The sequence below is a fragment of the Oleiphilus sp. HI0117 genome, from assembly GCF_001635235.1.
On sequence record NZ_LWGA01001041.1, the window covers coordinates 1 to 2487 of the forward strand.

Annotated in this window: 5 protein-coding genes and 1 pseudogene; 3 read left to right on the plus strand and 3 right to left on the minus strand. The window is 40.3% G+C overall.

From position 1 onward, the window contains the following. A pseudogene (locus tag A3757_RS26995) lies at positions 1 to 201 on the plus strand (IS3 family transposase); the annotation flags it as partial. Between the two features lie 15 nt (positions 202 to 216). Here A3757_RS26995 and A3757_RS18685 read toward each other — a convergent pair. Then, positions 217 to 459, minus strand: coding sequence for a hypothetical protein (locus tag A3757_RS18685; protein ID WP_068553712.1), 243 nt, complete (start codon positions 457 to 459; stop codon positions 217 to 219). Between the two features lie 138 nt (positions 460 to 597). Between A3757_RS18685 and A3757_RS18690 the strand changes: the two genes are divergently transcribed. Beyond that, a complete protein-coding gene (locus A3757_RS18690) occupies positions 598 to 1011 on the plus strand; it encodes a DUF3192 domain-containing protein (protein ID WP_068553713.1) in 414 nt (137 codons plus the stop codon). 102 nt (positions 1012 to 1113) lie between these two features. On the opposite strand, the gene A3757_RS18695 is transcribed toward A3757_RS18690, so the two are convergent. Together A3757_RS18695 and A3757_RS18700 are read right to left on the minus strand one after the other, a co-directional pair. Then, the gene (locus tag A3757_RS18695) at positions 1114 to 1431 is read right to left on the minus strand and encodes a CcdB family protein (protein WP_068510990.1); all 318 of its coding nucleotides are present in this window, start codon (positions 1429 to 1431) and stop codon (positions 1114 to 1116) included. Next, the gene (locus A3757_RS18700; protein ID WP_231875543.1) at positions 1431 to 1808 is read right to left on the minus strand and encodes a type II toxin-antitoxin system CcdA family antitoxin; all 378 of its coding nucleotides are present in this window, start codon (positions 1806 to 1808) and stop codon (positions 1431 to 1433) included. Before A3757_RS18700 ends, A3757_RS18695 begins: the two co-directional genes overlap by 1 nt. Before the next feature lie 50 nt (positions 1809 to 1858). Here A3757_RS18700 and A3757_RS18705 point away from each other — a divergent pair, with 50 nt between their 5' ends. Next, entirely contained in the window at positions 1859 to 2230 is a 372-nt protein-coding gene (locus A3757_RS18705; RefSeq protein WP_068511402.1) for a hypothetical protein, read from the plus strand. Positions 2231 to 2487 lie beyond the last annotated feature (257 nt).

Here is a 2487-nt window from a genome sequence, read left to right on the forward strand (position 1 = left end):
GAGCACCGGCATAGTCGAATTAACTTTGTTACCCCAGAGCAAAGGCACTTAGGTCTGGATGAAGAAATATTATCGAAGAGGGATGAGCTTTATCGCAAGATGAAAAGAAAGAACCAAATAAGGTGGTCAAAAGCTACGCGGAACTGGGAGAAAGTGGGTGACGTTAAGTTGAACCCGGAGAAGGAAAAACAAGCAGCTTAAATGCTCAGGCGACAACTACCTTGAAAAACGCCGCTTCTGCCAAGCCTTGAGCTTGTTACTCTCAAGTAAGTTTGAGAAGTAATCCTGAACACTTTGATCGGTATGTTCCTTAAGCCGGACGTCCGTATAATACCGAATAAACTGCTCACAATGACGCACATACCACTGGAACAGAGCGGGCTTGATATTGCGCTCAGAAAGTTGAGCTATATAGTTGTTCCAAAAACGTTTTTCTCGATCATCCGTGACCTGAGACATATCTATTTCCTTATGCTTTATTTACAATCCTTTGTAAATTTCAAATATGGATTATACGGACGCCGCCTAATAAGGTAAATTATGGATTCCGTATAAGAAACTGTTATGTTTCATCAGTAAATCACCAAGGAAATAGAAATGATTAAAAAGTCACTCGTACTACTCATCTGTATTGCTATATCAGCTTGTAGCGCTGGATATCGCATTGATCAGGCTACAGCGCAATATGATCGAGTTGAAGATCAAGTATCCCTCGGAGATGCTAAAGAAAAGGTTCTAGCAATCTTAAGGCCTACTCAAGAATCCGTACCTCGGAACTCGCGCAAAAAGGCAGACAGATATATTAAAGAAGGCATAAACGTAGAAATTTACTATATGCGTACCGGCCGACAAGCTGATGGCATCACAACTGATGATGAATTCACACCATACATATTCAATGACGGCAAGCTTGTAGGCATTGGCTGGGGCTTAATCGGCGGGCCAAAGAGCCAGGGGCAAGCAACATCAAGCACATATATTAACAACACTACAACTACCGTAGTGTATTAAAAACATAACAAGTGCATCTAGCAAGGACTTGGTTAAACTGTCACCTTTTTTGCAAAGAAACGCAAAAAATCCGCCAGTTCAACCAAGCCGCTAATGCAGGCGTTAAATGCCGGTAATCAGCATATCTATGGCATCGATGATTTCATAGCGATATTGTTCAAGTGAGTCTACTTCTGATTTTAGTAGTGACTTAGGTACAGTGGTCATCTGATTCGTCACAAGAACAAATTCTTCGCTGTCGATATTGATGGTAGGGCATAGCTTTTGGGCTGCTTTTTCGTTTACTTTTTTTGAAGGGGTTAGCGGTATAACCAGTCTAGAGTTTAAATCACTTAACAAGTTGTTCTGAACATCTACAAAATATGGGTAGGTTTTTTTGCTGCTTTTATCTTTATTCAGGTACAGCGTAAATTGGCTCATTAAAAACTCCTAAACGAGTCAGAGAATAAACCGTTTTCATCACTTAGCTTATTAAGTTCATCAATTGCATCTTTGTTTTCTTGAAGCCATTGCTCGCGCTGCGCGTTTTTCACTTGCACAATTAGAGCTTGTTCAAGTGTGGCAGATAAATTTATTTTCAAGCTTTTAGCTTGATTTAAAAGGTCGCTATTTACTGTTAAGTTGGTAGCTTTTTTAGGTGCTTGTTGGTCAAAAAATGTCTGCATGTTATTTGCTCCATATGCGCATATAATATGTGCATCTATGCTATTCCATAAAAAAGCATTTAACAAGCGCCTCCAACGGACAAATTTTACTGTCACCATTTTTGCGCTGCGCTGCAAAACTGCCGCCAGCAAAATTTGCTCGTTGAGGCGGGCGTTATGTTTTCAAATAAAGGATTGGTCAATTGAAGTTTAAGTCTGCGCCTTTGAAAGAAACAAAATTCTACGAAAGAGTTAAGGAACTGGCAGCAGATGAAGTTCAATCGCGTGAAGCAATGATACAACGTTGGCGCTGCGCAGTCGGAAGTGACGGGAAATTCGATGTATTTTTTACTCAATTAATTGGTTCAAGCCATCAAATGAGGGATGGTTATTATTGTTATCTATTGATTATTAACAACGATGAAATTTACATAGATTATGATTCCCGAGGCATACAAATTAGAGATACTGACACAGCGAAGAAATATGATAAGCGCAGTCTTGTTAGCCTTATTGAGAGTGCAAGGAAAGGTCGTGGCGATAAAAGCCCAATACCATGGTTCAGGCAAACATAACAAGGCCAGGCAGCATCGCTCCCTGCGGTCGCTGGACCTCGTTTCACTCGGCCGCTGCTGGCGGCGTTATAGCAGGAATGGTGATTTATGAATATTATGGATGAGCAAGTATCACTATTGAATGAGTTGAGCGAACTCATGATGATAAGCAGTGAGCTAGGGTATGAATCTCTTTCGTGTGAGTTTAAATATCACACTTCAGAAGATGGTAGTAGTTCAATAGGATCCAAATTTAGTTATGTAATTGATGGTAAAAG

Excerpts from the sequence above, each read along its gene's own strand:
- A3757_RS18685 (WP_068553712.1), bottom strand. The coding sequence starts at position 459 with ATGTCTCAGGTCACGGATGATCGAGAAAAACGTTTTTGGAACAACTAT.
- A3757_RS18690 (WP_068553713.1), top strand. The coding sequence starts at position 598 with ATGATTAAAAAGTCACTCGTACTACTCATCTGTATTGCTATATCAGCT.
- A3757_RS18695 (WP_068510990.1), bottom strand. The coding sequence starts at position 1,431 with ATGAGCCAATTTACGCTGTACCTGAATAAAGATAAAAGCAGCAAAAAA.